The sequence below is a fragment of the Nonomuraea composti genome, from assembly GCF_012034275.1.
In the GTDB taxonomy this organism is placed as follows: Bacteria; Actinomycetota; Actinomycetes; order Streptosporangiales; family Streptosporangiaceae; genus Nonomuraea; species Nonomuraea composti.
The window spans coordinates 190,334-211,690 of the sequence record NZ_JAATEP010000010.1 but is presented as its reverse complement, the minus strand read 5'-3'; the positions used below and the strand labels follow the sequence as shown (position 1 = coordinate 211,690).

17 protein-coding genes are annotated in these 21,357 nt (G+C 70.7%); 7 read left to right on the top strand and 10 right to left on the bottom strand.

The window, feature by feature from the left end; genetic code table 11:
- Positions 1-41: 41 nt before the first annotated feature.
- Together HCN51_RS16945 and purD are read right to left on the bottom strand one after the other, a co-directional pair.
- Positions 42-878, bottom strand: a complete 837-nt coding sequence (locus HCN51_RS16945; protein ID WP_168010558.1) for a phosphoribosylaminoimidazolesuccinocarboxamide synthase — start codon at positions 876-878, stop codon at positions 42-44.
- The gene (gene purD / locus HCN51_RS16940) at positions 875-2,089 is read right to left on the bottom strand and encodes a phosphoribosylamine--glycine ligase (protein WP_168010557.1); all 1,215 of its coding nucleotides are present in this window, start codon (positions 2,087-2,089) and stop codon (positions 875-877) included. Before purD ends, HCN51_RS16945 begins: the two co-directional genes overlap by 4 nt.
- A 399-nt stretch (positions 2,090-2,488) precedes the next feature.
- On the opposite strand from purD, the gene corA reads away from it, so the two are divergent.
- Positions 2,489-3,556, top strand: coding sequence for a magnesium/cobalt transporter CorA (gene corA / locus HCN51_RS16935; RefSeq protein ID WP_346433678.1), 1,068 nt, complete (start codon positions 2,489-2,491; stop codon positions 3,554-3,556).
- Between the two features lie 8 nt (positions 3,557-3,564).
- On the opposite strand, the gene HCN51_RS16930 is transcribed toward corA, so the two are convergent.
- Positions 3,565-4,476, bottom strand: coding sequence for a glycerophosphodiester phosphodiesterase family protein (locus HCN51_RS16930; RefSeq protein ID WP_168010555.1), 912 nt, complete (start codon positions 4,474-4,476; stop codon positions 3,565-3,567).
- 109 nt (positions 4,477-4,585) lie between these two features.
- On the opposite strand from HCN51_RS16930, the gene HCN51_RS16925 reads away from it, so the two are divergent.
- Positions 4,586-5,251 (top strand): GNAT family N-acetyltransferase, encoded by a 666-nt coding sequence (locus HCN51_RS16925; RefSeq protein ID WP_168010554.1) that lies wholly within the window; start codon positions 4,586-4,588, stop codon positions 5,249-5,251.
- Position 5,252: 1 nt separating this feature from the next.
- Here the strand turns inward: HCN51_RS16925 and HCN51_RS16920 are convergent, their stop codons facing one another.
- The 3 genes from HCN51_RS16920 to fbaA form a co-directional block, all read right to left on the bottom strand.
- A complete protein-coding gene (locus HCN51_RS16920) occupies positions 5,253-6,536 on the bottom strand; it encodes an adenylosuccinate synthase (protein ID WP_080043812.1) in 1,284 nt (427 codons plus the stop codon).
- Positions 6,537-6,634: 98 nt separating this feature from the next.
- Complete coding sequence (locus HCN51_RS16915; RefSeq protein WP_206067097.1) at positions 6,635-7,045, bottom strand: DUF3151 domain-containing protein; 411 nt, start codon at positions 7,043-7,045, stop codon at positions 6,635-6,637.
- Between the two features lie 34 nt (positions 7,046-7,079).
- On the bottom strand, positions 7,080-8,102 hold the full coding sequence (gene fbaA / locus HCN51_RS16910) for a class II fructose-bisphosphate aldolase (protein ID WP_168010553.1): 1,023 nt from the start codon (positions 8,100-8,102) through the stop codon (positions 7,080-7,082).
- Between the two features lie 129 nt (positions 8,103-8,231).
- Here fbaA and HCN51_RS16905 point away from each other — a divergent pair, with 129 nt between their 5' ends.
- Positions 8,232-8,945 (top strand): VTT domain-containing protein, encoded by a 714-nt coding sequence (locus tag HCN51_RS16905; protein ID WP_168010552.1) that lies wholly within the window; start codon positions 8,232-8,234, stop codon positions 8,943-8,945.
- Positions 8,946-9,013: 68 nt separating this feature from the next.
- Complete coding sequence (locus HCN51_RS16900) at positions 9,014-9,448, top strand: hypothetical protein (protein WP_168010551.1); 435 nt, start codon at positions 9,014-9,016, stop codon at positions 9,446-9,448.
- A 7-nt stretch (positions 9,449-9,455) separates the two neighbouring features.
- On the opposite strand, the gene pyrE is transcribed toward HCN51_RS16900, so the two are convergent.
- Both pyrE and HCN51_RS16890 read right to left on the bottom strand, forming a co-directional pair.
- Positions 9,456-9,989, bottom strand: a complete 534-nt coding sequence (gene pyrE / locus HCN51_RS16895) for an orotate phosphoribosyltransferase (protein ID WP_168010550.1) — start codon at positions 9,987-9,989, stop codon at positions 9,456-9,458.
- Between the two features lie 73 nt (positions 9,990-10,062).
- Entirely contained in the window at positions 10,063-10,752 is a 690-nt protein-coding gene (locus tag HCN51_RS16890; protein WP_168010549.1) for a hypothetical protein, read from the bottom strand.
- A 111-nt stretch (positions 10,753-10,863) separates the two neighbouring features.
- On the opposite strand from HCN51_RS16890, the gene HCN51_RS16885 reads away from it, so the two are divergent.
- Together HCN51_RS16885 and HCN51_RS16880 are read left to right on the top strand one after the other, a co-directional pair.
- Positions 10,864-13,206, top strand: coding sequence for a sigma-70 family RNA polymerase sigma factor (locus tag HCN51_RS16885; protein WP_168010548.1), 2,343 nt, complete (start codon positions 10,864-10,866; stop codon positions 13,204-13,206).
- A 181-nt stretch (positions 13,207-13,387) separates the two neighbouring features.
- Entirely contained in the window at positions 13,388-14,608 is a 1,221-nt protein-coding gene (locus HCN51_RS16880) for an NYN domain-containing protein (protein WP_428981540.1), read from the top strand.
- 92 nt (positions 14,609-14,700) lie between these two features.
- Here the strand turns inward: HCN51_RS16880 and HCN51_RS16875 are convergent, their stop codons facing one another.
- Both HCN51_RS16875 and HCN51_RS16870 read right to left on the bottom strand, forming a co-directional pair.
- On the bottom strand, positions 14,701-15,330 hold the full coding sequence (locus HCN51_RS16875; RefSeq protein ID WP_080043803.1) for a response regulator: 630 nt from the start codon (positions 15,328-15,330) through the stop codon (positions 14,701-14,703).
- 3 nt (positions 15,331-15,333) lie between these two features.
- Complete coding sequence (locus HCN51_RS16870) at positions 15,334-19,518, bottom strand: HAMP domain-containing protein (protein WP_168010547.1); 4,185 nt, start codon at positions 19,516-19,518, stop codon at positions 15,334-15,336.
- Positions 19,519-19,990: 472 nt separating this feature from the next.
- Here HCN51_RS16870 and HCN51_RS16865 point away from each other — a divergent pair, with 472 nt between their 5' ends.
- Positions 19,991-21,181: a PP2C family protein-serine/threonine phosphatase gene (locus HCN51_RS16865; RefSeq protein WP_080043801.1), complete on the top strand. Its 1,191-nt coding sequence runs from the start codon at positions 19,991-19,993 to the stop codon at positions 21,179-21,181.
- Positions 21,182-21,357: the final 176 nt, after the last annotated feature.

Below are 21,357 nucleotides of genomic sequence, written 5' to 3'. Positions count from 1 at the left end.
CGGGCCAACAGTAGTCGCTCACACCACATGACCCAGCCGAATCATCCGCTAAAGGGAGACCCCGTGACGCGCTCATACGCTTCTAGGTATCGCTGCCTGGTGCGCTCGACGACGTGGTCGGGGAGCCGCGGTGGTGGGTTTCCTGAGGATTTGTCCCATCCGGATTCGGGCGATAGTAGCCAATCGCGTACAAATTGCTTGTCAAAAGAAGGTTGGGACCTTCCGGGCTTCCATTCGTCGGCCGGCCAGAAACGCGAGGAGTCGGGCGTCAGCACCTCGTCACCCAGCGTCAGCACGCCGTCGGCATCCCAGCCCAGCTCGATCTTCGTGTCGGCCAGGATGATGCCCCGCTCGCGGGCGATCTCCGCGCCGCGCGTGTAGACGGCCAGCGTGATGCGCCGCAGCTCCGCCGCGACCTCCGCGCCGACCTCCGCCACGACCTGCTCGTACGACATCGGCTCGTCGTGCTGCCCCTGCGGCGCCTTCGTGGACGGCGTGAAGATCGGCTCGGGCAGCCGCGACCCGTCCTCCAGCCCCTCGGGCAGCCGCACGCCCGACACCGTGCCGTCGGCGCGGTACTCGTTCAGCCCGCCCCCGGCCAGGTAGCCCCTGGCCACGCACTCGACCTGCACCATCTTCAGCGGCCGGCACAGCACGCTGCGCGACTCGTCGCCGGGCGCCACCACGTGGTTGGGCACGACGTCCTTGAGCTGGTCGAACCACCACAGCGACATCTGCGTGAGGATGGCCCCCTTGTCGGGGATCTCGGGCTCGAGGATGTAGTCGAAGGCCGACATGCGATCGGAGGCGACCATCAGCAGCAGGCCGTCGTCGGTCTCGTAGAGGTCGCGTACCTTGCCGGAGTGCAGGTGCTTCATCGGGCGATGTCCGTTCGGTGGAAGGAGCCGCGCAGCTTGATGCGGGCCACGAGGTCGTAGGCGGCCCGCCGCGCGCTGTCCTGGTCGGGGCCGTGGCCGACGACGTTGAGCACCCGCCCGCCCGCGGAGACGACGGCGTCGCCGTCCCTCTTGGTGCCGGCGTGCAGCACGTACGCGTTCGGCGTCGGCTCCAGCCCCGTGATCGGGTCGCCCTTGACCGGCGCCTCCGGATAGTTCTCCGCGGCGACCACCACGGTCACGGCCGAGCCGCCCTTGAACACCGGGTCGAGCCCCAGCTCGCCGGTGGCGGCGGCCATGAGCAGCCCGCCCAGCGGCGTCTCGAGCCGGTCGAGGATCACCTGGGTCTCGGGGTCGCCGAACCGCGCGTTGAACTCGACGACCTTCGGCCCCTTCGACGTCAGCGCGAGGCCGACGTAGAGCACGCCCTGGTAGGGCAGCCCGCGCCGCGACAGCTCGCCGATCGTGGGGTGCACGACCTCCCGCATGACCTGCTCGGTCAGCCCGTCGGGCGCCCACGGCAGCGGCGTGTAGGCGCCCATGCCGCCGGTGTTGGGGCCCTCGCCGCCGTCGTAGGCCCGCTTGAAGTCTTGTGCGAGCTGCAGCGGCACCGCCGTGCTGCCGTCGCACAGGGCGAACAGCGACACCTCGGGCCCGTCGAGGTACTCCTCGATCACCACCCGCTCGCACGCCCGCGCGTGCGCCAGCGCCTGGTCCCGGTCGTCGGTGACGACCACGCCCTTGCCCGCGGCCAGCCCGTCGTCCTTGACCACGTAGGGCGCCCCGAACTCGTCGAGCGCCGCCGCGGCCTCCTCCTCGGTGACGCAGACCCTGGCCCGCGCGGTGGGGACGTCGGCCGCCTTCATGACCTCCTTGGCGAACGCCTTGGAGCCCTCGATCATGGCGGCGTCCTTCGACGGCCCGAAGCAGGCGAAGCCGGCCTCGCGCACCGCGTCGCTCACCCCCGCCACGAGCGGCGCCTCGGGCCCGACGACCACGAGGTCGACGCGGAGCCGGCCGGCCAGCGCGGCCACCTGCCCGGGGTCGAGCGGATCGACGGCGTGGACGGTCGCGACCTGCTCGATGCCAGGATTGCCTGGCGCACAGTGGAGCTCGCTGACCTGGGGATCGAGGCTGAGTGAACGGCACAGGGCGTGCTCACGCCCTCCGGAACCAATGACTAGAACGCGCACGCGGTCCATTGTCGCAGGCCCGCCACCTCGGCCTGGCTCAGGTCGCCAGGACACCAAGTGCCGGAATAGGTAAGGAACTTTGTGGAGTTCTACCTGAGCCGAGGCCCTCCCGGCGAGTATCGTCGGTTAGGTTCACCCGCCTGTGGTAGCTTAGGGCGGCTTTATGGCGTCTCGTGTGATTGGAGGTGGTCCGGGATGAATCCTGGTGATCCCAGCAGTACGTGCTCGCCCACGTACGGCCCGCATACCCCCGACCACTCCAATCCGGCAGCCTGATCGTGCCTCCACGCCATCTGTGTTGATTGAGGTGACTTCATCGCGCGTGGAGCGTCCCTGGTCGGGCGGAAAGGGACTGCCATGCGCTCGTCCACCCTTTTCCGTCGCATCAACCGTCACACCGTGCCGTCGCGCGCCCCGCACTCGCTCACGAAGCCGGTGCGCGAGGTCTGTGTGCCCCCGGTCGATTCCCTCGTAGAGTTCGGCGCGTACGTCCAGGGCAAGAAGGTCTCCGCCCAGGGCATCGAAGAGGCGCTCGGCCTCGTCCGCGCGCACAACCAGAGCAACTCCGGCGCCAGCGCGTTCGTCTGGGTGGGCCTGCACGAGCCGGCCGCGCCCGAGGTGGAGTGGCTCGCGGAGGTCTTCGGCCTGCACCCGCTGGCCGTCGAGGACGCCGTCAAGGCCCACCAGCGGCCCAAGGTCGAGCGGTACGGCGAGTCGCTGTTCATGGTGCTCAAGACCATCGCCTACCTCGACCACGACGAGCTGACCGCAACCAGCGAGATCATCGCCACCGGCGAGATCATGGTGTTCCTCGGCGCGGACTTCGTCGTGACGGTGCGCCACGGCAAGCACTGCTCGCTGGCCGGCGTCCGCGAGCGCCTGGAGGACAAGCCGAAGCTGATGAACAGGGGCCCCACGGGCGTCCTGCACGCGATCTCCGACCACGTGGTCGACCAGTACCTCCAGGTGGCCGACCTCATGCAGCTGGAGCTCGAAGAGGTCGAGGCGACGGTGTTCGCCGACGTCAGCTCCCGCGACATCAACCGGATCTACCAGCTCAAGCGCGAGATGCTGGAGATGAAGCGGGCCATCACGCCGCTGCAGTCGCCCATGGCGGCGCTGCCGCAGCGCCGGGTCATCCCCTCGGAGATGCGCGACTACTTCCGCGACGTCGGTGACCACCTGTCGCGGGTGTGCGAGCAGGTCGAGTCCTCCAACGAGCTGTGCAGCTCGATCCTCCAGGCCGCGCTGGCCCGCTCGAACGCGCTGGCCAACGAGGACATGCGCAAGATCTCCTCGTGGGTGGCCATCCTGGCCGTGCCCACCATGATCGCCGGGATCTACGGCATGAACTTCGACTTCATGCCGGAGACCAAGGCGGTCTGGGGCTACCCGGCGGTGCTGGCCGTGATGGTCACGGTCTGCGTGGTGCTGCACCGGGGCTTCCGCCGCAACGGCTGGCTGTAGGGCTCTCCCTAGACGCCGACGGGCTTGAGGGGGCCGACCGGCTCGGGCAGCGCGAGGCCCCGCTCCCGCCACAGCTCCCGCATCCGGTCGGGGTAGTCGGTGACGATCCCGGCCACCCCCAGGTCCAGCATCCGGGCGCCGAGCGCCGGGTCGTTGACCGTCCACACGGCCACGTCGAGCCCGGCGGCCGACGCCTGCGCCATCAGCGTCTCGTCCACCATGACGTGCTCGGGCGAGAGCGTGGTGGCCCCGGCGTCGCGCGCCGCGGCCGGCACGTCGCCGCCCCTGACGGTGCCCTCGTTCCAGTGCAGGGTGTCGAGCTCGATCAGCGCGAAGCGCCGCGTGCCCGGGGCGATCTTCGCGGCGTGCGCGATGATCCGCCAGTCGAAGCTGAGGATGGCGGCGTTGCCGAGCCGGCCGTGCCGGTCGAGCTCCTCCACCACCATTTCGGTGAACATCTCGGGGTCGGCCGTCAGCTCGGGCCGCGTCGGGTCCGACTTCAGCTCGACGTGCATCCGCACGCCCTCGGCCTCGTAGGCGCCCGCCAGGCCGAGCACCGCGCCGAGCGTCGGCATGCGCGTCTCGGGCATGGGCACCTGCGTCAGCGCGAACGGGTCGTCGGGGTGCCGCGGCAGCCGCACGCCCACGTCGAGCGTGCGGAGCTGGGCCAGGGTGAGCGCGTTGATCGGCTTGCCGACGTACGGGTAGAGGGGGTCGCCGGCGTACACCGGACGCCTGTCGGCGCTGGTGACGGCGGAGACCGTGAGGTCGTGCGTGAGCACGAGGCGGCGGTCGGCGGTGAGCGCGACGTCGAACTCGAGCGCATGCACGCCCAGCTCCATCGTGCGGCTCAACCCGGGCAGAGTGTTCTCCGGCCAGAGGCCCCGAGCCCCCCGGTGGCCATGTATCTCAACGCGCACAACGGGGACCCTACCTGGCTAGGGCAATGTCACGGCGGTGCCACGCCGTGTCCTTTTTATCCTGCTACGCCCGGTCGTGGTGTTCCGAGCAGACAATAGGCTGTTTCCCATGACGGAGGTCCTCAAAGGTGCCCATTTCCCGACAGTTCGGGCATGGGTGGAGGGGTGGGTCATCTCCCGCAACGCCCCCAGGCCCGTACCGGAGCCCTGGGGCCTCCGCGTGGACGTCGGCCTGCCCGGCCACGTGGCCCGGCACATCGTCGCCGCGCCGACGCCGCAGACCCTGCGCCGCCTCACCGCCACCCTCCACACCCCCGGCACCTGGCTCAAGCTCTGCGCCCCCGCCGAGTCCGTCGCCCCGCTGCTCACGCCGGGCTGGGCCGTCCAGGACCCCGAGTTCATGATGACGGCCCCGCTGACCCGCGACCCCGCCCCCATCCCCGACGGCTACCACCTGGCCGTCACCACCAGGGCGGGCGTCACGGCGGTCCGCCTGCTGACCGGCGCCGGCGAGGTCGCGGCGCGCGGCCAGTTCGCGCTCGCCCGCTCCACCGCCGTCGTGGACCAGGTGGAGACCGCCGCCGACCACCGCAGGCGCGGGCTCGGCACGGTCGTCATGCGCACGATCGCCGCCACGGCCGCGTCGCGGGGCGCCCGCACCGGCGTCCTGGTGGCCACCGCCCAGGGCCAGGCGCTCTACTCCACCCTGGGCTGGACCCTGCACACCCCCGTGACGGCGGCCGTCCTCACGGACAGGGCCCACGGCGGACGGTAGGTCAGACCAGCGAGCGCACCACGATCGTCTGGTCGCGGCCCGGGCCGACGCCGATCGCGGAGATCGGCGCGCCGCTCATCTCCTCCAGCGTCCGCACGTACGCCTGCGCGTTCGGCGGCAGGTCCTCGAACGACTTGGCGCTGGAGATGTCCTCCTGCCAGCCGGGGAACTCCTCGTACACCGGCTTGGCGTGGTGGAAGTCCGTCTGCGTCATCGGGATCTCGTCGTGCCGCACGCCGTCCACCTCGTATGCCACGCACACCGGGATCCGCTCCAGCCCCGACAGCACGTCGAGCTTGGTCAGGAAGTAGTCGGTGACGCCGTTGATCCGGGTCGCGTACCGGGCGATCACCGCGTCGAACCAGCCGCAGCGCCGGTTGCGGCCCGTGGTGACGCCGTACTCGCCGCCGGTCGTGCGCAGCCAGTCGCCCATCTCGTCGGTCAGTTCCGTCGGGAACGGCCCCGAGCCGACGCGGGTCGTGTACGCCTTCAGAATGCCGATGATCTTCGTGAGCCGGTTCGGCGGGATGCCCGCGCCCGCGCACGCGCCGCCCGACGTCGGCGACGACGACGTCACGAACGGGTACGTGCCGTGGTCGATGTCGAGCAGCGTGCCCTGCCCGCCCTCCAGCAGCACGAACTTGCCCTCGTCCAGCGCCTTCGACAGCACCAGCGAGGTGTCGGCGATGTGCGGCTTCAGCCGCTCCGCGTAGGCGAGGTACTCCTCCAGCACCGCCGCCGGGTCGATGCCGCGCCGGTTGTAGACCTTGGTCAGCAGCTGGTTCTTCTCGGTCAGCGCGACCTCGATCTTCTTGGCCAGGATCCCCGGGTCGAGCAGGTCCTGGACGCGCACGCCCATGCGGTAGATCTTGTCGCCGTACGCCGGACCGATGCCGCGACCGGTCGTGCCGATCTTGGCCTTGCCCAGGTAGCGCTCGGTGACCTTGTCGATGGCCTTGTGGTGCGGCATGATCAGGTGCGCGTTCGCGCTGATCAGCAGCCGCTCGGCGGAGATGCCGCGCTCGGCCAGCCCGTCGATCTCGCTGAGCAGCACGCCCGGGTCGATCACCACGCCGTTGCCGATGACCGGCACCACCTCCGGCGACAGGATCCCCGTGGGGAGCAGGTGCAGCGCGTACTTCTGGTCACCGATGACCACGGTGTGACCCGCGTTGTTGCCCCCCTGATAGCGGACGACGTAGTCGACGTCGCCACCGAGCAGATCGGTGGCCTTGCCCTTGCCCTCATCGCCCCACTGGGCACCAACGAGAACGGCAGCCGGCATGGTTCAGTCTCCCGAGCACAAAACGAAACCCCTGGCGCAAGCGCGACAGGGGCTCTTGCGTAGAGAGACTACCCGAACGTGCCTATTCGTCCCAAGGGCTAGCCCTTGGTCAGCGCGTCGTAGCCGCTCTCGGTGCTGTCCTTGAGGAACTGCAGGCACCGCTCCGCCTCGTCCTTCTCGCCGATCGCCTGCGCCGCCCGCGACAGGGCGTACAGGCAGCGCAGGAAGCCCCGGTTCGGCTCATGCTCCCACGGTATGGGGCCGTGCCCCTTCCAGCCGTTGCGGCGCAGCGCGTCGAGCCCGCGGTGGTAGCCGGTGCGGGCGAAGGCGTAGGAGGTCACGGCGTGGCCCTGGGCGAAGTACTCCTCCGCGAGAGCGGCCCAGGCCGCCGGGTAGGCGGGGAAACGGGCGGCCACGTCGGAGGCCTTGACACCCGACTCCAGCGCCTCCCTGGCCTCGGGCAGGTCCGGCAGGTGAGTCGGGGGCGGCCCGGCGAGAAGGTTATCCATAGGACAAGTCATACCCGCCGGGCCGCTGAACTGGCTAGGAGATCTTCGTCCCAGCGCTCTTCAGGCTCTGGCACGCCTCCACCACGCGGGCCGCCATGCCGGCCTCGGCCGCCTTGCCGTAGGAGCGGGGGTCGTAGGTCTTCTTGTTGCCGACGTCACCGTCGACCTTGAGGACGCCGTCGTAGTTCCGGAACATGTGGTCGGCGATCGGGCGGGTGAAGGCGTACTGCGTGTCGGTGTCGACGTTCATCTTCACCACGCCGTACGAGATGGCCTCCTGGATCTCCTCCAGCAGCGAGCCGGAACCGCCGTGGAAGACCAGGTCGAAGGGCTTGTCCTTGCCGTACTTGGCGCCCACCGCGTCCTGGATCTCCTTCAGCACGCCCGGGCGCAGCTTGACGTGGCCCGGCTTGTAGACGCCGTGCACGTTGCCGAACGTGGCGGCCAGCATGTAGCGGCCCTTGTCGCCGACGCCCACGGCCTCGGCCGTGGCCAGCGCGTCCTCGGCGGTCGTGTAGAGCTTCTCGTTGATCTCGCCGACGACACCGTCCTCCTCGCCGCCGACGACGCCGATCTCCATCTCCATGATGATCCGCGCCCTCGCGCACTTCTCCAGGAGCTCCTTGGCGATCTCCAGGTTCTCGTCCAGCGGAACGGCGGAGCCGTCCCACATGTGCGACTGGAAGAGCGGGTCGAGGCCTTTCGAGACCCGCTCCAGGGAGATGTCGATCAGCGGCCGCATGAAGCCGTCGAGCTTGTCCTTCGGACAGTGGTCGGTGTGCAGCGCCACCGTGACGGGATACTTGGCGGCCACCACCCTCGCGTACTCCGCCAGCGCCGTGGCGCCCGTGACCATGTCCTTGACCGTCGCTCCGGAGAGGAACTCCGCGCCACCCGTCGAGACCTGCACGATGCCGTCGCTCTCCGCCTCCGCGAAGCCGCGCAGGGCGGCGTTCAGCGTCTGCGAGGACGTCACGTTGATCGCCGGATAGGCGAATCCGCCGGCCTTGGCCCGGTCGAGCATCTCAGCGTAGATCTCTGGAGTCGCAATAGGCATGATTCATCTCCCTGAGAAGTTGCGGCTGCGCGCCAGGGCCCAGTATCCCGGCTCCCTACCCGATGGGGTAGAGACAACGCGCGCTTGTTGGTCATCTCCCCCACCCCCGCTACAGGTAGGCTCCTCGTCGTGGACTGGCTTTGGAATCTCCTGGACCCGACGTGGTGGCTCACGATTTTGGGAGCGTTCGCCACCTTCGGCGTTCTCGCGATCATCTTCGCCGAGACGGGTCTGTTGCTCGGGTTCTTCCTGCCCGGTGACTCACTGCTGGTCGCCGCGGGGATTTTCAGCTCGGCGTCGGTCGCCTCGGGAATGGGCATCGCGCCGCTCTCCTTCCCCGTCCTGCTGATCGGCACGCCTCTGTGCGCGATCGCCGGTGCGCAGCTCGGGCATTTCCTCGGAGCGCGATTCGGCCGCAAACTCTTCGACAAACCGGATTCGCGGTTGTTCAAGCGTGAGCACGTGGTGCGGGCCGAAGAGTTCTTCGAGAAGTTCGGTCCCGCCAAGGCGGTGATTCTGGCCAGGTTCGTGCCGATCGTCCGCACGTTCATGAATCCCGTCGCGGGCGTCCTGGAGATGACCCCCAAGCGTTTCCTCATGTGGAACGTCGTCGGCGGCGTCGTCTGGGTCGAGGGGCTGCTCCTGATCGGCCACTTCCTCGGCGGCCAGGTCGACCCCAAGCAGATCGACCGCTACATCCTGCCGGGCGTCTTCCTGATCGTGCTCATCTCCCTGATCCCGATCATCGTCGAGGCCGTCAAGCACCGCCGCGCCGCCAAGCGGCTCCCGGTCCCCAACGGCAAGCACCACCGCGTCCCGTCCAGCTTCGACGGCCAGGCCTGACACCTCCTCGCTGACACCTCAGCACTGACGCCTCAACGGGCCGATCACCGCAAGGTACGCTGCCCCTTGTGGGACGCCACAGCTCAGAACCGATGGGCATCGCCCGATTAGCGCTCGCCGTCCTGGCGGTGGGAGCCGTGGTGACGCTCCTGGTCATCGGCGGTCGCGCACTCCTCGATCTTCTCGACGCGCCGCCACCCGACCGCGAGCCTGCCGCCGCCCCCGCCACCGACGCCTCCACCGCTCCGGCCGCCTCCGCACAGGTGCCCACCGTGCGCATCGAGTGCGTCGCCGAGACCTGCCCCCTGGTCACGGTACGCGTGCCGGGAGGCGACGTCCTGCAGCACAGGGAGATGAGCAGGGGCGAGGAGGTCCGCTACTTCGAGCCCGAGCTGGACGTCGTGCTCAGCGACGCGAGCACGGTGCGCGTCGAGGAGAACGGCACCCCGCGCGCCCAGGGCCGCGCCGGGGCCCGCGAGGCGTTCACCGTCAGGGGCGGCTGACCCCCGATCAGAGGCCCAGGTCCTCCAGCGTGTACGCGGTGCGGTACTCCAGCCCCGCCCCCTCGACCCGCTCCCGGGCACCCCGGTCCACGACCGTCGCGACCGCCACGACCTCGGCCCCCGCCTCCCGCAGCGCCTCCACGGCGGTCAGGGGAGAGCCGCCGGTGGTGGAGGTGTCCTCCACGGCGAGCACCCGCCGGCCCTTCACCTCGGGCCCTTCGATGCGGCGCTGCATCCCGTGCGCCTTGGCGGTCTTGCGCACCACGAACGCGTCCAGCGTGCGGCCCCGCGCCGCCGCCGCGTGCAGCATGGCGACCGCGACCGGGTCGGCGCCCATCGTGAGCCCGCCCACCGCGTCGTAGTCGAGGTCGGCGGTCAGGTCGAGCATCACGCTGCCGACGAGGGGGGCGGCCACGCCGTCGAGGGTGATGCGGCGCAGGTCGAGGTAGAAGTCGGCCTCCTTGCCGGAGGAGAGCGTGACCTTGCCGTGGACGATGGCCTTGCTCTTGATCTCGGCCAGCAGGTTGTCGCGATCAGTCATGGCTCCAAGCTTAGGACCGCCGCCCGCCGCAGCTTCTGGCCCGTCAGGAGTGGACCCGCCATGAGCGGATCCATCACGAGCCCAGGCTCCTGATCAGGGCCAGGGCCTGCCCGTACGCCTTCGGCAGCGGCCGTACCCGCACCCGGGGCCGTCGCCCGTACAGGATCTCGGCCGAACTGAGCCGCGCGAGCTTGTCCCGCAGTCCCTCGTCCATGCGGGTCACGGCCCCCACCCGGACGGGCCCGAGCAGCGCCAGCGTCTCGTCACCCGGGAACGCGCGGCGCAGCGCGGTGGCGAGGTTGAGCGCGGCGGCGAGGCGTTCGGCCAGCTCCAGGGGCGGCGCCGACGGCTCGGCGGCCACCAGGCAGGTGCCCTTGGCCGTGCCGCGGTAGAGCTGCGCCAGCCTCGTACGCAGGTACGCGGGGGTCGCCAGCCCCGTCAGCGGGTCCTCGCAGTGCAGCTCCCCGAGCGGCGCGAACCCGTGCTCGGCCCACCCGGCCGCGAACGAGCGCAGCGCGGTGAACGGCGGCCCGTCCGCACCGGTGACGGCGAAGAGGGCGGCGAGGTCGTTCATGCCCTCGGCGACGCCGATCCCGGCGGCGGCCCGCGCCGACCCGAGCTCCCAGCACGCCTGCGCGAGGCCGCAGCCCGCGCACACCGCCTTGATCACGCCCTCGACCTCGGGCGTCCACCAGTCCTCGGCCAGCGACCAGCCGGCCGCCATGCTCCTGCGACGCCAGCGCGACAGCACGTCCGCCTCCATCCGTTCCCCTCCGTCGGATCTCACCAGGAGTAAAGACGCAGGCGCGGTTTAGTCATGACGGGGAATGCGGAATGATTGCGCGGGGCAACCCCGCGTAATCGTGAGGTCACTATGGGTGTCGAATCGCCGCGAAGCGATGCAGATCTGCTGCAGGCGGTCAGGGCGGGCAACGCCGCCGCGTACGGGGAGCTCTACGAGCGCCACGTGGCGGCGGCCCGCGCCCTGGCCCGGCAGCTCGTCAGGGGTGCCGAGGTCGACGACGTCGTCGCCGAGTCGTTCACGAAGATCCTCGACCTGGTCGGCAGGGGCGGCGGCCCCGACTCGGGGTTCCGCACCTACCTGCTGACCGTGGTGCGGCGCACCGTATATGACCGCTCCCGTGTCGAGAGCCGCCAGGTGACCACCGGCGAGATCGAGCTGTACGACCCGGGCCTGCCCTTCGTCGACCCCGCCCTGGTCGGGCTGGAGAAGTCGCTGATCGCGCGGGCCTATCTGTCGCTGCCCGAGCGCTGGCGGGCGGTGCTGTGGCACACCGAGGTCGAGCGGGCCAAGCCGGCCGAGGTGGCGCCGCTGCTCGGCCTGTCGGCCAACGGCGTGGCCGCGCTGGCCTACCGGGCCAGGGAGGGGCTGCGGCAGGCGTACCTGCAGATGCACCTGGGCTCCCCGCCGCAGCATGATTGCCGCCCTGTGCTCGGCAAGATGGGCGCCTACGTGCGGGGCGGGCTGGCCAGGCGCGACTCCAAGGTGGTGGACGAGCACGTCAGCGGGTGCGAGGAGTGCCACGGCGTGCTCCTGGAGCTGACCGACGTCAACCGCGGGCTGCGCGTCATGGTGGGGCCGCTGATCGCGGGGCCGCTGTTCGGCGGCTACGCGGCGGCGCTGGGCAAGACGGGCCTCGTGGGCGCGGGCGGCGCGCTGCGGCTGTTCGGCCGGCTGCGGCGGGTGCCGAAGCAGCAGGTGGCGGTCGCGGGCGGCACGGTGGCGGTGGCGGCGGCCGTGCTGGTCGCGCTGCTGCTGGTGGCCGACGAGATGCCGATCGTCAGGCCGCCCGCGAGCACGCCGGTCGCGCAGCCGCCCGTCTCGGAGTCGCCGGTGCCGATACCGGTGCCGGTGCCGCTGCCGAGCGAGCGGCCGGCCCGGATCCCCGCGCCGGTCAAGAAGGACAAGCCGGGCAAGGCGCGGCTGCGGGCCACGATCGACGCGCTCGGCTCCCTCGTCCGCGCCCAGCCCGGCATCGTCGGCATCCGCCTGCGCAACTACGGCGAGAGCCCGAGCGAAGAGCTGTCCGCGCAGGTCGACCTGCCCGACGGCGTCACCCTCATCCCTCCGGCGCGCCGCCACCAGAGCGCCGCGCGGCTCGGCCCCGTCGGCACGGTCGACGGCTGGTCCTGCCGGCCGGTCGGCGGCGGCGCCCGGTGCGCCAGGCAGCCGCTGGCGGCGGGCCAGGGCACGGCGGTCTTCCTGCGGGTGCAGGTGGCCGACGAGGCGCCGCAGGGCGCGGGCCCCGCGGTCCGCATCGCCGCCGGCCCGCTCCGGCTCCAGGCACAGGCAGAGGAAGGTGTACGCGTGTCCGGCGCGCCCGCCAGGTTCGCCACCGACGGCAAGGTGACGGTCAGAGCCATCGGCAACACGCTGCTGAGCTGCCCCGCCGAGCGCGAGGGCTGCCTGGAGACCAGGCGCAGGCAGGGCGCCCAGCGCGACAACGACCTGTGGCCCATGACCGCACTCGACCAGGACGAGCGGGCCGACACGACCTCCTCCAGCGGGGCCGAGCTGTCCCTGCCGAAGGGCAGCGAGGTCGTCTGGGCGGGCCTCTACTGGTCGGCGGCCGGCGAGGAGGCCGGGCCCATCAAGCTCAGACCTCCGGGGCGGCGCAAGTACGTGACGGTCCAGCCGGACGAGGTGACGATGCGGGAGCTGCCGCTGGGCGCCGCCTACCAGGCGTTCGCCGACGTGAGCGACCTGGTCGGCGGCTCGCGCAGGAACGGCACCTGGTGGGCGGCCGACGTCCCGATGACGACGGGCGCCTCGCGCCACGCCGGATGGAGCCTCGTGCTGATCGTCACCGACCCGTCGGAGCCCTACAGCCAGGCCGTGGTGCTCGACACGGCCACCGTGATCGGCGGCGCGGCCCGGCGGGTGCGGGTGCCGCTGGGCGGGCTGAGCCCGGCCGCCGCGCCCGCCCGGCTGGAGCTGGTCACGTGGGAGGGCGACGCCGACCTCAAGGGCGACAAGGTCTCGCTCGGCTCCGGCCCGCTCGTCCCCGGCGGCGGCGACCGCGACCGGGCCAACGTCTTCGACGGCTCCTCCAACGGCGTGGCGGGCATGACGTTCGGCACCGACGTCGACACGGTCGGCGCCGAGCTCGGGGTCGACCCCGGGCTGACGATCGTCACGGACAAGGACGTGGTCCTGTTCGGGGTGGCCGCGCTGAGCGTGCGGGCGCGCTCGTGACCGCGAACGGGACAAACTGGTACGGTCTGCCTAAGTGGTCTGGCGCATCGGTGACCGGGGGCCGAACTGTCGGGATAAACCCTCGCGCGATCACCTGCTTTCATTACCCTGAGAGAGGGCCGCCGAGTCCGGTCTCTGTCGGTGCAGAGCCAGCAAGGTCGGACCACCAGGAAAGGGGCGGGTGTCAGTGGATCGCTGCGCGCTGTTCGTGGACGCTGGCTATCTGCTGGCTGATGGAGCGATGGCCGTGCACGGCACGCGTCATCGAGAGGCGGTCTCCTGGGACTATCCAGGGCTGCTCCAGCTGATGACCAGCCTGTCGCGCGAGCGCACCGGGCTGCCGCTGCTGCGGTGCTACTGGTACGAGGCCACGATCGAGGGCCGCCGCACCCCCGAGCACGACGCGCTGGCCGACATCCCCGGCCTCAAGCTCAGGCTGTCGCGCATCAGGCCGGGCCGCCGCGAGGGCGTCGACGCCCAGGTGCACCGCGACCTGATGACCCTGGCCCGCAACAACGCCATCTGCGACGCCGTCGTGGTCAGCGGCGACGAGGACCTCGCGCAGGTCGTGTGCGACGCGCAAGACCTCGGCATCAGGGTGACCGTCATCCACATCGCGGCCGAGGGCGGCTGGGCCGTCTCGCGGTCGCTGCGGCAGGAGTGCGACGACCTCGTGGAGGTGGGCGCGGCCCACCTGCGGCCGTACGTCAGCCTGGTCACCGGCATCACCGAGTCCGCCTCCAACGGCCATCACCAGCCGATCAGCAACGGGCACAACACGCCGTCGCTGCCGCCCGCGCAGCCGTCGCTGCCGCCGACGTCGATGCCCTCGTCGATGCCGCAGGCCCCCAGTAGTGCGGGCAGCCACGCCGCGCCGCCCTCCTCCGGCAACGGCCAGTCGTCCGGCGGGTCGCGCGGCCAGTCCACGCCGCCGGTGCTGCCGACGTACAGCAGCTACCAGGCCGAGCAGCCGCCGCCACCGCCGCCGCCCGCGTCGCCCGTCACCGGGCCCATCCAGGCGCAGCCGCAGCAGTCCAGCCCCACCACCGGGCAGTTCTCGACGTCGTCGAGCGGCACCTACCAGCCGTCGCAGCTCGGCCCGTACACCGGCCCGCAGCCCGCGCCGGTCACCCAGTCCGCCGCCACGGCGGGGGCCACCACGCTGGCCGACGCCGTCAAGGCCGCCCACCGCGAGGGGCACGACTTCGGCGAGTCGGTGGCGCGCGACGCGCCCGCGCTGTGGCTGGAGGCGGTGCTGGCCCGCAAGCCGCGCATGCCCTCCGACCTGGAGGCGCGGCTGCTGCAGGGCTCGTCGCTGCCGATCGACTTCCTGCTGCACGACGAGGTGCGCCACGCGCTGCGGCGCGGCTTCTGGGACGCCCTGGAGCGCGCCCGCCACTGACCCGCACGTGCTTGAGGCCGCAGCCCCGCACGCTCCACCGGCCCTCATGCGTCACCCCCGGGTGGACACCGGCCCGGGGGTGATGCGGGAGGTCAGGAGAGCGCGTCGAAGCCGGCGCGCAGGTGGGTGACGCGATCGGACAGGTCGTTCAGCGGCACGGCCAGCGCCGGGTCTTGTGACTTGCGGGCCAGCTCCCTGACCCTGGCCAGCTCGTCCTCCACCGCGGTCAGCCGCCGCGACAGCTCCGGCAGCACCGACGCGTGGTCACCGGCCCCCGGCGGCAGCTCGCCGCTGAGGCGGTCGCGGAGCATCGACGCCTGCTCGGCCAGGCGCTTGTTCATGTTGTACAGCTCGGTGAACACCGACACCTTCGCCCGCAGCACCCACGGGTCGAACGGCTTGGTCAGGTAGTCCACCGCGCCCGCCGCGTAACCGCGGAAGGCGTAGTCGGGAGCGCTGTCCACGACCGTCAGGAAGATGATCGGGATGTTGCGGGTACGCTCACGCCGCTTGATGTGCGCGGCGGTCTCGAAACCGTCCATGCCGGGCATGCGAACGTCGAGGAGGATCAGCGCGAACTCGGTGTTGAGCAGCGCCTTGAGCGCCTCCTCGCCCGACCTGGCACGCACCGGCACCAGGTCGAGTGAGCTGAGGATGGCTTCGAGGGCGATCAGATTCTCCTCGCGGTCATCCACGAGGAGGATCTTTGCACGATCCGGCATCGATCACGACCCTTCGGGCGACGAGGCTGACGAGTCGGACGCGGAGCCCCGGCCGCGGCTGAGCCAGCCGCGCAGCCGTTCGAGCAGGCGGTCTACGTCGACCGGCTTGGGCACGTAGTCGGACGCGCCCGAAGCGATGGACTTCTCCCGGTCGCCCCGCATGACCTTGGCGGTCAGCGCGATGATCGGCAGATCGGCGAACTGGGGCATGCGGCGGATGGCCGACGTCGTGGCCCAGCCGTCCATCTCCGGCATCATGATGTCCATCAGCACGAGCGCGACGTCCTCGTTGCGTTCGAGCTGCTCGATGCCCTCCCGTCCGTTCTCGGCGTAGACGACGGTCGAGCCGTGCCGCTCCAGCACGCTGGTCAGCGCGAACACGTTGCGGATGTCGTCGTCCACGATCAGGATCTTGGCGCCGTTGAGCGGGTCGTCGCCCTGCCACTGGCTGGGCGTCTCGACCGGCGGTTCGACCAGCTCGGGCAGCGGCAGGTCGAGCGGCAGCGGCGGCTCGGGCGCCGTGGTGGCCGGCTCCTCGCTCGGCGGCGTCATGAGCTGCCGGCGCGCGGTGCCGGGGTCGGTGGCGGCCAGCGGGCCGTTGTAGGAGGCCGGCAGGTAGAGCGTGAACGTGCTGCCCTTGCCCAGCTCGCTGTCGACGTGGATCTCGCCGCCCAGCAGGCGGGCGATGTCGCGGCAGATCGCGAGGCCGAGGCCGGTGCCGCCGTACTTTCTGCTCGTCGTGCCGTCGGCCTGCCTGAACGCCTCGAAGATGACCTCACGCTTGTCGGGCGCGATGCCGATGCCGGTGTCGATCACCTGGAAGGCGAGCAGGTCGGTGCAGTCGTGCAGGCTGTCGTCGTCGAAGTCGATGCCCGGAGGCGCCATCGACACGCGCAGCTTCACCTCGCCGCGCGGGGTGAACTTCACCGCATTGGACAGCAGGTTGCGCAGCACCTGTTGCAGGCGCTGCTCGTCGGCGCGCAGCTCGTGCGGCACGTCGGGCTCGACGTCGACCGTCAGCGACAGCCCCTTGTCCTGGGCGAGCGGCGCGAACGCGGCCTCCAGGAGGTCCACCATCTTCGGCAGCGACACCTGGATCGGGTGGATGTCCATCCGGCCCGCCTCGACCTTCGACAGGTCGAGCATGTCGTTGATGAGCTGCAGCAGCGCCGAGCCCGCGCTGTGGATCGTGCGGGCGAACTCGACCTGCTGGGAGGTGAGGTTGCCCTCCGCGTTCTCGGTCAGCAGCTTGGCCAGCACCAGCAGGCTGTTGAGCGGCGTGCGCAGCTCGTGCGACATGTTGGCGAGGAACTCGGACTTGTAGCGCGAGGAGACCGCGAGCTGCTCGGCCCGCTCCTCCAGCGTGCGGCGGGCCTGCTCGATCTGGAAGTTCTGGATCTCGATCGCGCGGTTCTGCTTGGCCAGCAGCGCCGCTTTGTCCTCCAGCTCCGCGTTGGACCTGCGCAGCTCCTCCTGCTGGCGCTGCAGCTCGTCGGAGCGCTCCTGCAGCTCGCGGGTGAGCCGCTGGGACTCGGTGAGCAGGTCTTCGGTGCGGGAGTTGGCGATGATCGTGTTCATCGTGACGCCGATGGTCTCGACGAGCTGCGTCAGGAAGTCGTGGTGCACCTCCCCGAACGGCGTGAACGAGGCCAGCTCCAGCACGCCCAGCACGCGGTTCTCGAACAGGATGGGCAGCACCACGATCTGCGCCGGCGTGGAGCGGCTGAGCCCGCTGTCGATGGTGATGAACTGCGGCGGCACGTCGTTCAGCACGATGTGCCGGCCCTCCTCGGCCGCCTGGCCGACGATGCCCTCGCCGAAGACGAAGCGCTGGCGCGGGCCCCGGTCGGGGCGCACGCCGTAGCCGCCGATGAGGATCAGCTCGCGCTCGTGCTCGGGGTCGATGGCGTAGAAGGCGCCGTAGCGGGCCGACACGAGCGGCGTCAGCTCGCTCATCGTCAGCTTGGCCACTTCGAGCAGGTCGCGGTGGCCCTGCATGAGCCGGGAGATGCGGGCCAGGTTGGACTTGAGCCAGTCTTGTTCCTGGTTGGCCTGCGTGGTCTCGCGCAGGCTGCCCACCATCGAGTTGATGTTGTCCTTCAGCTCCGCCAGCTCGCCCTGCGCCTCGATGGCGATGGAGCGGGTGAGGTCGCCGCGCGCCACGGCGCTGGTGACGGTCGCGATGGCGCGGATCTGGGTGGTGAGGCTGCCCGCGAGCTCGTTGACGCTCTCGGTGAGCCGCTTCCACGTGCCCTCGACGCCCTCGACCCGCGCCTGGCCGCCGAGCTGGCCCTCGGTGCCGACCTCGCGGGCGACCCGGGTCACCTCGGAGGCGAACGACGAGAGCTGGTCCACCATCCGGTTGACCGTCGTCTTCAGCGCCAGGATCTCGCCCTGCGCGTTCACGTCGATCTTGCGGGTGAGGTCGCCGTTGGCGACCGCGGTGGTCACCTCGGCGATGTTACGCACCTGGTACGTCAGGTTGTTGGCCATCGAGTTGACGTTGTCGGTCAGGTCCTTCCAGACGCCCGACACGCCCTTCACCCGCGCCTGCCCGCCGAGCTGGCCCTCGGTGCCGACCTCGCGGGCGACGCGGGTGACCTCGTCGGCGAAGGACGACAGCTGGTCCACCATCGTGTTGAGGGTGTCCTTGAGCTGCAGCATCTCGCCCTGGGCGTCAACGGTGATCTTCTTCGACAGGTTGCCCTGCGCCACCGCGGACGACACGGCCGCGATCTGGCGCACCTGCGAGGTGAGGTTGTTGGCCATGGAGTTGACGTTGTCGGTGAGGTCCTTCCAGACGCCCGACACGCCGCGCACCTGCGCCTGCCCGCCGAGCTGGCCCTCGGTGCCGACCTCGCGGGCGACTCGGGTCACCTCGGAGGCGAACGACGAGAGCTGCTCGACCATCGTGTTCATGGTGGACTTGAGCTCGAGGATCTCGCCCTGGGCGTCCACGTCGATCTTGCGGGTGAGGTCGCCGTTGGCCACGGCCGTGGTGACCTGGGCGATGTTGCGTACCTGGTAGGTCAGGTTTCGCGCCATGGAGTTGACGTTGTCGGTGAGGTCCTTCCAGACGCCCGACACGCCCTTCACCTCGGCGCGGCCGCCCAGCTTGCCCTCGGTGCCGACCTCGCGGGCCACGCGGGTGACCTCGTCGGCGAAGGACGAGAGCTGGTCGACCATCGTGTTGAGGGTGTCCTTGAGCTGGAGGATCTCGCCCTGCGCGTCAACGGTGATCTTCTTTGACAAATTGCCCTGGGCCACCGCCGTCGCCACGGTGGCGATGCTGCGCACCTGCGAGGTCAGGTTGTTGGCCATGAAGTTGACGTTGTCGGTGAGGTCCTTCCAGACGCCCGACACGCCCGTCACCTGGGCCTGCCCGCCGAGCTGGCCCTCGGTGCCGACCTCGCGGGCCACCCGGGTCACCTCTTCGGCGAAGCCCGAGAGCTGGTCGACCATCGTGTTGACGGTGTTCTTCAGCTCGAACATCTCGCCCACGGCGTCGACCGTCACCTTGCGGCTCAGGTCGCCCTTGGCGACCGCCGTGGTCACCACGGCGATGTCGCGCACCTGCGCCGCCACGCGGGACGACATCGTGTTCACGGCCTCGGTCAGGTCGCGCCAGCTTCCCGACATGCCGCGCAGGTTGGCGCTGCCGCCCAGCCGCCCCTCCGTGCCGGCCTCGCGGGCGACCCGCGTGACCTCGGAGTTGAACAGCGCGAGCTGGTCCACCATGCCGTTGATGGCCTTGCCGAGCCGGCGCACCTCGCCCCGCGCCGAGCGGTCGAGGTCGATGCGGCGCGACAGGTCGCCCTTGGCCACCGCGTCGATGACGTCGGCCGCGCCGCTGACCGGGCTCACCAGGGCGTCGATCAGCATGTTGACCGACTCGACGCTCTCGGCCCACGCGCCGACGCCCGGCCCGGGCGTCAGCCGCTCGCCGAAGCGGCCTTCCTTGACGACTTCTTTGCGCACGCGTGACAGCTCGTTGGCGAGGTGCTCGCGCCGGTCGGCCACTTCGTTCAGCAGCAACCGCACCTCGCTGAGGATGCCAGGAGGCGCGTGAGGGACCCGACGCCGGAAGTCTCCGTCACGCCAAGAGAAAAGAGTCTCAAGGATGGGCACGAGATCCGACTCGGTGTAAGTCCTCTCCTCTGGGCTTAGAGCGGCCTTGGCCGTGGTCATGGGGCCTCCTTCACTCGTCGCTGCCGCACGGCGAGTGATTCAAGTCTGTCACGATGAGTAGCTCGTAGTCCTGTCCTTGGATTTACCCCAAGTCAGCGGGAAGTGTGGTAGGCACGTTGGGATGACTGCTTCTCCCCATGCGGTGCTGGCCGCGACCTTCGCGCCCGGCGAGACCGCTGTGACGGCTGCGATGAGGTTCACGCGCGAGGTGATGACCGCGTGGGCCACCGGCGGCGTGCTCCATACTGCCGAGCAGGTCGCCGCGGACCTGGCCGAGCAGGTCGCTGATGAGCCGTTTGAGGTGATTTGGAAGCATTTCGGGGACGCAGTGCAGGTGGAGTTGCGGCAACGAAACCTCTCCCAGAGTGATCCGAAGGCTCCTTCCGTCAACGTCGAGGAGTGGGGAGTCACCTTTGCGGGCGATTCCCGTGTCCATTGGGCAAGGCTCACGCTACCTGGCTCCGCCGACCGGGTGGCAGCCGAATGGCTGGAGGAGAGCAGCCGCGGGCCACATTGGCTGGGGTTCCTGGCCGACGCCAGCGACCTGCTCGCCGGCACGCTCGACCCCGACATGGTGCCGGCGATCATCGCCCAGGTCGTCGTGCCCCGGCTGTCGAGCTGGTGCGCCGTCTACACCTCCGACAACTCCGGGCCGCTGCGCCTGGTCTACCTCTGGCACGCCGACGAGGCCCGGATCGACGGCCTGCGCGAGCAGCTCACCGACATGGACGTCGACGCTGCCGACACCCGCGTCACCTCCCTGATCCACCTGCCCGAGTCGCAGGTGCTCGCCGTGCCGCTGACCGCGCGCGGGCGCAGCCTCGGCATGATGTGCCTGGGCCGCCCCGACCGCTTCCCCGACGAGGTCATCCAGTTCGCCGAGGACATCGGCAGGCGCGCCGCGCTGGCCATGGACAACGCCCGCCTCTACGCCCAGCAGGCCGCCGCCAACCGCGCCCTGCAGCGCAGCCTGCTCCCGCCGAACGAGCCCGAGGTGCCCGGCCTCGACTACGGCGTCATCTACGAGCCCGCCGGCGAGGTCAACGAGGTCGGCGGCGACTTCTACGACCTGTTCAAGGCCGGCGACGACTCGTGGCGCTTCGCCATCGGCGACGTCTGCGGCACCGGCCCCGAGGCCGCCGCCGTCACCGGCCTGGCCCGCCACACGCTGCGGCTGCTGGCCCGCGAGGGCTACGGCGTGGCCGCCGTGCTCGGGCGGCTCAACCAGGCGATCCTGGAGGAGGGCGAGCGGGCGAGGTTCCTCACGTTGCTGCACGGCGACATCACGCCCGTGCCCGACGGCCTTGAGGTACGGCTCGTCTCGGCCGGCCACCCCGAGGCGCTGCGCCTCAAGCCGAGCGGCCACGTGGAGGCGGTCACCACCCCGCAGTCGCTGCTCGGCGTCTTCCACGAGGTCGTGTTCGAGGCCGACACCGTGCACCTCGACCACGGAGACGTGCTGCTGGCCGTGACCGACGGGGTCACCGAGCGGCGCTCCGGCGGGCGGCTGCTCGACGACGACGGCGGGCTGGCCAAGCTGCTGGCCGAGTGCGCCGGGCTGTCGGCCAGGGCGGTGGCCGAGCGCATCCGCAGGGGCGCCGCCGAGTTCGCCTCCGAGCCCAGCGCCGACGACCTCGCCATCGTGGTGCTGCGCGCCCGCTGAGAGGCGGGGCAGGGGCGGGGGCGTGCTGGTCAAGGTGCGCCTTTCCGGCTGACTGCGGGTGGCGAGATGATGACAGGCGCTCTGGCCGACAGTCAAGAGCCCGGTCAAGGCCATTCTCGCAGCTCGCCGAGTGTCCCGGCGACGCGGGAGCGCTCTGCGACGAGCTGGGAACGCCC

Bases quoted from the DNA above. Each gene is read 5' to 3' on its own strand.
- HCN51_RS16920 (WP_080043812.1), bottom strand. From the start codon at position 6,536: ATGCCGGCTGCCGTTCTCGTTGGTGCCCAGTGGGGCGATGAGGGCAAG.
- HCN51_RS16885 (WP_168010548.1), top strand. From the start codon at position 10,864: ATGGGTGTCGAATCGCCGCGAAGCGATGCAGATCTGCTGCAGGCGGTC.
- pyrE (WP_168010550.1), bottom strand. From the start codon at position 9,989: ATGACTGATCGCGACAACCTGCTGGCCGAGATCAAGAGCAAGGCCATC.
- fbaA (WP_168010553.1), bottom strand. From the start codon at position 8,102: ATGCCTATTGCGACTCCAGAGATCTACGCTGAGATGCTCGACCGGGCC.
- HCN51_RS16945 (WP_168010558.1), bottom strand. From the start codon at position 878: ATGAAGCACCTGCACTCCGGCAAGGTACGCGACCTCTACGAGACCGAC.
- HCN51_RS16890 (WP_168010549.1), bottom strand. From the start codon at position 10,752: ATGGAGGCGGACGTGCTGTCGCGCTGGCGTCGCAGGAGCATGGCGGCC.
- HCN51_RS16870 (WP_168010547.1), bottom strand. From the start codon at position 19,518: ATGACCACGGCCAAGGCCGCTCTAAGCCCAGAGGAGAGGACTTACACC.
- HCN51_RS16925 (WP_168010554.1), top strand. From the start codon at position 4,586: ATGACGGAGGTCCTCAAAGGTGCCCATTTCCCGACAGTTCGGGCATGG.
- HCN51_RS16915 (WP_206067097.1), bottom strand. From the start codon at position 7,045: ATGGATAACCTTCTCGCCGGGCCGCCCCCGACTCACCTGCCGGACCTG.
- HCN51_RS16875 (WP_080043803.1), bottom strand. From the start codon at position 15,330: ATGCCGGATCGTGCAAAGATCCTCCTCGTGGATGACCGCGAGGAGAAT.